The organism is Pseudonocardia ailaonensis, assembly GCF_039531635.1.
Taxonomy (GTDB): Bacteria; Actinomycetota; Actinomycetes; order Mycobacteriales; family Pseudonocardiaceae; genus Pseudonocardia; species Pseudonocardia ailaonensis.
In genome coordinates this window covers 1-7,071 of sequence record NZ_BAAAQK010000002.1, presented here as the reverse complement: position 1 = coordinate 7,071, position 7,071 = coordinate 1, and the positions used below count along the sequence as shown (strand labels likewise).

Genomic DNA, 7,071 nt, shown 5'->3' with positions numbered 1-7,071 from the left:
CGGGCCGCCCGGCCGGGGCGGTGGGGAGGCCGCCGCCGGACCGGGGGCGGGCGGAAGCCGCCGGTCAGCGGACCGGGGTGCGGCGACGGCCGCCGGTCAACGGACCGGGGTGCAGGCGGGGCAGCGGTTGCCGCCCACCGACCCGCAGCGGGTGCAGCCGGGCCGGGCGAGCAGGACGGTCCCGGCGTTCGCCGGGGCCGGGGCGATGGGGCCGCGGCCCGAGGCGGAGCGGATCGGGGTGTTCGGCGCCTGGACAGTCGGCGGCGCGGGGTTCGGCAGCGCGTCCGCCGGGGCAGCCGGGGCGGCCGGGGTCCACGTCGCGCCATTCCGCACCGGGCCGTGCTGGACCGGTCCCTGCTGGACCGCACCGTGCTGGGCCGAACCGTTGCGGTCCGCGCCGTTGCGATCCGCGCCGTTGCGATCCGCGCCGTGCTGGGTCGAGCCATGCAGGGCAGGGCCGTGCTGGGTCGAGCTGTGCAGGGCCGAGCCGTTCCGGATCGAGCCGGTCCGCATCCGACCGCCCGCAGCAGCACCCGGCCGGGCCGGGCCCGCCGGTCCTCCGTGAGCCGCTCCCGTCGGGACCACCCGCGTCGCGTCCGCCCCACCCCTACGCCGGCGGGCCCGCAGGACCCCTGCCCCCGCCGCGCCGAGACCGATCGCGCCGAGCAGCGAGGCAAGCACCCAGGGCGCCGAGCCCGCACCGTCACCGCTGGTCAGCGACGCGTTCCGCACGTCCTTGCCGTCGACCAGCAGGGCCGCCGGGTTGGCTCCCCGGGGCGCCTGGTCGGGCGTCGTCAGGCCCTGCGTGGCGAGCCAGTCCCGCAGGTCCGTGGTGTCGGTGATGAAGTTGAAGGACTGCCCGCCCTCGATCAGCGAGGAGTTCACGCCGAGCGCGACCCCGTTGGCGTCGACCGTCGGGCCACCGGACATGCCCGGCGCGAGATCGGCGTTGATCTCGATCTTCGCGACGCCGCCCTTGCTCACCTGGTGGCTCGACACCGAGCCGGACGTGAAGCTGGCCTGGATCAGGTTCGGGTCGACGGCGTCGGACACCGAACCGGGGAAGCCGGCGGAGGTGACGGTCGCGCCGGTCTCGGGGTCCGCGGAGGCGACGGGCAGCGCCGGGGTGCCCGTCCGCTCGACCTTGAGCAGCGCGAGGTCACCGTTGGTGAAGCTCTCGAAGTCCATCAGGCGGGCAGGCTGGGGCGCCTTGAGGACGGCGCCGGTCAGCTCCCGGGGCTGGCCGACCTCGATCCTGCGCTGCACCTCCGAGCCCGGGGTGGGGCCCTGGACGTTCCAGTGCGCCAGGGCGTCGGGAAGGGTCGCGCGGGCCTCGGAGGCGCTCATCGCACCGAGACTGACCTGGTCGGACAGGTACTTCTTGATCAGCGTCTCGCGGGCCTGCGCGGGGTCGACGCAGTGCCCGGCGGTCATGATGTGGCCGGAGCCGGTGACGAAGAACCCGGAGCAGGTCTGCTCGGCGATCGTCGGGACGCTCGTCCAGCGGAAGGTCCCCAGCACCCCGGGCCGCCCGATCAGGCCGGCGAAGTCCACCGTGACCTGCACGAGGCTGTGCTCGACCGTGCCGGTGACACCGGAACCCGGCTCGGCGGCGCTCGCCGCCGGGGCGACCAGCGCGGTCGCGGCGGCGGCCGCGACCAGGGCCCCCGTGACGGTGGCAAGACGGGACCTCGTGGACATCGGTACTCCCCTCGTCGTCCGCGGGTGTGTCCCGCGATCTCGATGGGGAGATCCTGCTGCGCGGCGAGGGTCGATCCCATCGGCGCGACAGGGGTGTTCCGGTGTCCCTGCGGGTCAGGTTTTCCTGCCCCCGGGGTCAGGTCCTACGGCAGCGTCAGGATCTCCGCGCCGTCCGCCGTCACCAGGATCGTGTGCTCGAACTGCGCGGTCCGCTTCCGGTCCTTGGTGACGACGGTCCAGCCGTCGTCCCAGATGTCGTAGTCGATCGTGCCGAGGGTGATCATCGGCTCGATGGTGAACGTCATGCCCTGCTCGAGGACGGTGTGGACCTCCGGCTGGTCGTAGTGCAGCACGACCAGGCCGCTGTGGAAGGCGCGCGCGATGCCGTGGCCGGTGAAGTCCCGAACCACGCCGTAGCCGAAGCGCTTGGCGTAGGACTCGATGACCCGCCCGACGACGTTGAGCTCGCGCCCGGGCCGGCACGCCTTGATCGCGCGCAGGGTGGCCTCACGGGTGCGCTCGACGAGCAGCCGGTCCTCCTCGGAGACGTCCCCGGCGAGGAAGGTAGCGTTGGTGTCGCCGTGGACGCCGCCGATGAAGGCCGTGACGTCGATGTTCACGATGTCGCCGTCGCCGATCACCGTGGAGTCCGGGATGCCGTGGCAGATGACCTCGTTGAGGCTGGTGCAGCAGGACTTCGGGAAGCCGCGGTAGCCCAGCGTCGACGGGTACGCGTCGTGGTCCAGCAGGAACTCGTGGACGATCCGGTCCACCTCGTCCGTCGTGACGCCCGGCCGCACGGCCTCCCCGCCGGCCTGCAGCGCCTGCGCCGCGATCCGGCCGGCGATCCGCATCGCCTCGATGGTCTCGGGCGTCTGGACATCGGAGTCCCGCGACGGCGTGGGTGCCGGCTTCCCGACGTACTCCGGCCGCGGGATGTGGGTGGGGACGGTACGCAGGGGGGTCGGTGTCCCCGGAACGAGCACAGCGGTCACGGCACCGACGGTACCCGCCCACCGTCGGCACCCGGCCCCAACCGCCCGTCCCCGGTCTCGCTCGGCAGTTCGCACACACCTCCGGTCCTTCGCACACGAGTCCGAGCTGTAGTGCGAGGCACCCGAGGTGTGTGCGAGCTGCTTGGGGGCTCCCGGGGGCTCCCGGGGGGCTCAGCGGGTCAGGGCTCGGGTGAGGCGGGCGGCCGTCGGGGCGAAGTCGGCCAGGTCCCGCCAGATCCAGCGGACCACTCGCAGCCCTTCGTCGCGCAGCGCGTCCTCGCGGACCTTCTCCTCGAACACCGCGTCGCCGGGATCCTGACCGGGGCGCAGCAGACGGCCGTACTTCACCCGGCCGTCGAACTCCGCGACCACTCCCCGCTCCGGCCAGGCGAAGTCCGTGCGGACGAGTCCGACCCTGGTCCGCACCGGCCACTGCAGCTCCGGAGGCCGCAGGCCGGCCGCGACCAGGGCCAGCCGGCTCAGGGTCTCCCCCGGGCTCTCGCTCCGGCCGTCCGCCTCGGCGAGGACCCGGCGCGCCGCCGGGGCGCCCGGCCAGCCCACCGCCCGGCCCGCGGCGGCGGCCAATGCCTCGACGGTCGTCTCCGCCGCGAAGAGGGAGCCGTCGGCCGCGACGAGGGCCTGTTCGAAGGGGAGGCTCCGCGCCAGGTCGACGACGGTCCGTGCCACCGAGGTGACGGGCAGCCCGTGGCGCACCACGACGTCGTCGTCCGGGAGCGGGGCGGTGTGGAGGTGCAGGGCCGTGGTCCGGCGGCCACCGGTCCGGGTCGCCCGCGTGACCTGGACCGGCCCGACCTTCACCCGCCCGAGTGCGAGGCCGTGGACCACCGCCGCGGACACATGGCTGACGACCGTGCCCTCGTCAAGGCCCGCGAGAGCCGCCTCGATCGCGGCCCGGTGCCGGCCGAGCGGATCTCGGAGCCGGGCGTCGCGTCCGAGCAGGTAGTAGCCGCGCCGGACACGCGTCAGCTCTCCGGCGGCCTGGAGCCGCCGCACCTCCTTGCCGTCCCATCCCGCAGCTCGCAGACCCGCCCGTGACAGAGGTGCCGTTCCCATGCGATGAGCATCTCCCGCCGAGCAGGAGACCGGCGGCACGTTCCACCTCCCTGTGGACAACTCCGCTCGCACACGGGATGCGGCCCTCGCACACAGGTCCCGGCTGGTGTGCGAGGCCCCGGACCGGTGTGCGAGCTGCCTGGAGCTACGCCGCGGGGGTGCGGCGGCGGGAGCGCAGGGCGACGAGGGCCGCGAGGCCGCGCCACCCCAGGAGCAGGACGGCCAGGGAGACCGTGGCGACGATCGCGAAGCTCAGCGGGAGCCGGTCCAGGAACGCGAAGCGCAGGAGCAGGCCGATCACGGCCGTGCCGGCCAGGACGATCCCGCCCGCCGCCACGCTCGCGGGCCGGGCGCGCACCCAGGGGGTGGCCCACGCGGCGACCAGGCCGGCGAGGAAGGGGGCGGCGGTGGCGGCCAGGCCCACCAGGGAGTCCGCCTCCTCGTGGCTCGCGCGGCCGATCGCGGCGAACACCACGACCGCCACCACGTCGGCGGCGAGGGCGAGGACCGGGATCCGGGGGCGGCGCACGGGACGAGGGTACGCCCGGCCCTCACACCACGGCCGCAACCCGAGCGGGATGTCTCACCGGGCGGATCCCTCACCGCGCCGGATGCCCCACCAGGCTGGGTACCTCACAGGGCCGGACGCCTCACCGCGCCGGATCTCTCACCGGGCCCGGCGCTCGCCACCCGGGCCACGGCCGGGCCGGACCACGTCGCAGATGTGTGTTTCGGACTACCGGAAGTGCCGACTCGCGGGGGTGGGGCGCGCGGGTCAGCGTGGGAGGGCGGCGAGGAACTTCTGGGCGATCGTGACAGCGGGGCCGGAGGAGCCGCCGTCGACGATCAGGACCGAGAAGGCGAGGTCGCCGCGGTAGCCGACGAACCAGCCGTGGGCCCGGTTGGTGCCGTTGACGCTGTACTCGGCGGTGCCCGTCTTCCCGAAGACCTCGCCCGAGCCGCGCAGGCCCTTGGCCGTGCCGTCCGTGACCACCGCACGCATCATCGGCCGGAGCTGGTCGAGCGCGGCGGGGTTCGGTGCCGTGGCCGCCTTGACGGTCTCGGTCTGCCGGCCGCGGATCAGCTGCGGCACGACCGGCGCCCCGCGCGCGACCGTGGCCGTGACCAGCGCCATCCCGAACGGCGTGGCGACGACGTCGCCCTGGCCGAAGCCGTCCTCCGCGCGCTGGACCAGGTCCGCCGCCGGCGGGACGTTGCCCGTGACGGTGGTGAGCGCGGGGACGGTGTAGTCCGCCCCGAAGCCCAGCTGCAGGCCGGCCGTGGGCAGCGCGTCCGCGCCGAGCTGCGCGGCGAGGGTGGCGAAGGTCGTGTTGCAGGACTGCGCGAACGCCGTGGTCAGTGGCACCGTCCCGAGCACGAACTGGTTCTCGTTCGGGACCACGCGGCCACCGATCGAGGTGGTCCCGGGGCAGGGCTCCGGCGTCGTGTTGGTCACGCCGAGGTTCTGCAGGGCGGCGCTGGCCGTGACGATCTTGAAGGTCGAGCCCGGTGGGTAGCGGCCGGTCAGCGCGATGGGCCCGGCGGTGTCCGCGGCGGCGTTCTGCGCGACGGCCAGCACGTCCCCCGTCGACGGCTGCACCGCGACGATCGCGACCTGCTGCGGCAGCGCGTTCACCGCGTCCTCCGCCGCCGCCTGGATAGTGCGGTCGAGGCTGGTCTGCACGGTCGTGCCCGGCGTCTCGGGCTGCTGGGTGAGCGTCTTCTGGGTCGCGCCCGATCCGTCGACGGCGTCGACCGACCAGCCGGGCTTGCCGTTGACCTGGGCGGCGACGGCGGTGCGCACCGCCGGCAGGACCTGGCTGGCGAACCCCGCGTCCGGCGCCAGCAGGCGCGACGAGGAGGCGAACCGCACGCCCGGCAGGTCGTAGATCGCGGCGCGGACGCCCTGGTAGTCGGTGTCCCGCAGCACGGCGACGGTGTAGCCCTGCCCGTCCGGGGTCTTCGTCGCGCCGTCGACGATCGACTGCTGCGTGATGTCCCGGTCGATCGGACCGAGGGCGCGGGCGAGCGAGCCGGCCACGGCGTTCAGGTCGCCGGCCGTCCTGCGGTCCAGCAGGATCGTGACGACCTTGGTGGCCACCAGCAACGGGGATCCGTTCCGGTCGGTGACGGGGGCGGGATCGGGCGTGTCCGTGCGCAGGGCCAGGGACTGCCCCGTCTGCAGGTCGGGCGCCAGCACGCCGGGCACCCAGTGGATCCGCCAGCCGGTGTCGGTGTTCGGCGCGGGCAACAGGTCGAGCTGGGTGAGGTACTGCCAGCGCCGGTCCTGCCCGAGGTCCCACGCCACGTCCACCGACGCCGAGGACCGCTGCCCCGCCGTGCGCACCTGCCCGACGGTCGCGGTGATCGACGCCGGCTTCAGCGCGCCCCGCGCGCCCGCGAGCACGGACTTCGCCGCCTCGGGCGCATCGGTCCGCGCCGCCGCCCCCGCATCGTCCCCGCTGGTCCAGGCCTTGACGTACGCGTCCACGGTGTCCTGGGGCCCGCTGTCCCCGAACAGCCCGCAGCCCGCCGTGACCAGGGCGAGCGACAGCCCGCACAGCAGGGCGAGCAGCCGGAACGGACCGATCCGGCGGCGAGGGGAGCGCGACACGCCCCCGAGTATGCCCACGACCCCCGACAGTTCCGGCGCTCCCCCGCCGGGTGTCACCCCGGGAGCGCTCCGGACGCGTCGACCACGTCGGGCCGCCGCCCGCCCCGCCCGGCGGGCCGACGCCTGGACCAGGCTCGATCCTCGTGAGTGGCGATAGTCGCCGGAGCGACTGTCATGTCTCATCTGATGTGTCAACGATGTGTCTCATGACATCGGGCATGACCGTGATGGTTGTGGGTCAGGCTGCCGGGGCGCGGAACGCGCCCTGGTAGCGGGGCCCGTCCGGGTCGATCGTGAGATGCCCGAGAGGCTTGCCGGCGGGGTTGTAGGCGGTGACGTGGTCCCCGGCGCGCAGGATGGTGACCGTGGTGCCGGCCAGCGCGCGGCCCAGGGACAGAACATGGTTGCCCAGGGTGAGAGTGCCATTGGCGACCACGGTCAGGACGTGCACGGTCGCGTCGGTCTGACGAGGCAGGTCAGCGGGCCCACCATGGGCGCCGGCGCGGTCCCACGCTTGTCGGGGTGGGATCCGCCCGATCGAGCTGTGCCGGCGGGTGTGGTTGTAGTGGGCGCGCACGACGTCGAGGCGGGCCTGCAACTCGACCATGTCGGCGGCCGCTGCGGGGTAGTGGTGGGCGAGCAAGGTCTTCGCGGTGCCGTGCAGGCGTTCACACTTGCCGCAGGTCT

6 protein-coding genes are annotated in these 7,071 nt (G+C 74.3%); all 6 read right to left on the bottom strand.

Going from position 1 to position 7,071, the window contains the following annotated elements:
* Positions 1-96: 96 nt before the first annotated feature.
* A complete protein-coding gene (locus tag ABD324_RS02180) occupies positions 97-1,701 on the bottom strand; it encodes a S1 family peptidase (RefSeq protein ID WP_344411812.1) in 1,605 nt (534 codons plus the stop codon).
* 143 nt (positions 1,702-1,844) lie between these two features.
* On the bottom strand, positions 1,845-2,696 hold the full coding sequence (map, locus tag ABD324_RS02175; protein ID WP_344411811.1) for a type I methionyl aminopeptidase: 852 nt from the start codon (positions 2,694-2,696) through the stop codon (positions 1,845-1,847).
* A 171-nt stretch (positions 2,697-2,867) separates the two neighbouring features.
* Positions 2,868-3,770 (bottom strand): type IV toxin-antitoxin system AbiEi family antitoxin domain-containing protein, encoded by a 903-nt coding sequence (locus tag ABD324_RS02170; RefSeq protein WP_344411810.1) that lies wholly within the window; start codon positions 3,768-3,770, stop codon positions 2,868-2,870.
* A 145-nt stretch (positions 3,771-3,915) separates the two neighbouring features.
* On the bottom strand, positions 3,916-4,299 hold the full coding sequence (locus ABD324_RS02165; protein WP_344411809.1) for a DUF3054 domain-containing protein: 384 nt from the start codon (positions 4,297-4,299) through the stop codon (positions 3,916-3,918).
* A gap of 246 nt (positions 4,300-4,545) precedes the next feature.
* Positions 4,546-6,384: a penicillin-binding transpeptidase domain-containing protein gene (locus ABD324_RS02160; RefSeq protein WP_344411808.1), complete on the bottom strand. Its 1,839-nt coding sequence runs from the start codon at positions 6,382-6,384 to the stop codon at positions 4,546-4,548.
* A gap of 238 nt (positions 6,385-6,622) precedes the next feature.
* Positions 6,623-7,071: integrase core domain-containing protein (locus ABD324_RS02155; RefSeq protein WP_344411807.1), on the bottom strand; the 449-nt coding region annotated here is incomplete at its 5' end.

Excerpts from the sequence above, each read along its gene's own strand:
- ABD324_RS02180 (WP_344411812.1), bottom strand. The coding sequence starts at position 1,701 with ATGTCCACGAGGTCCCGTCTTGCCACCGTCACGGGGGCCCTGGTCGCG.
- ABD324_RS02170 (WP_344411810.1), bottom strand. The coding sequence starts at position 3,770 with ATGGGAACGGCACCTCTGTCACGGGCGGGTCTGCGAGCTGCGGGATGG.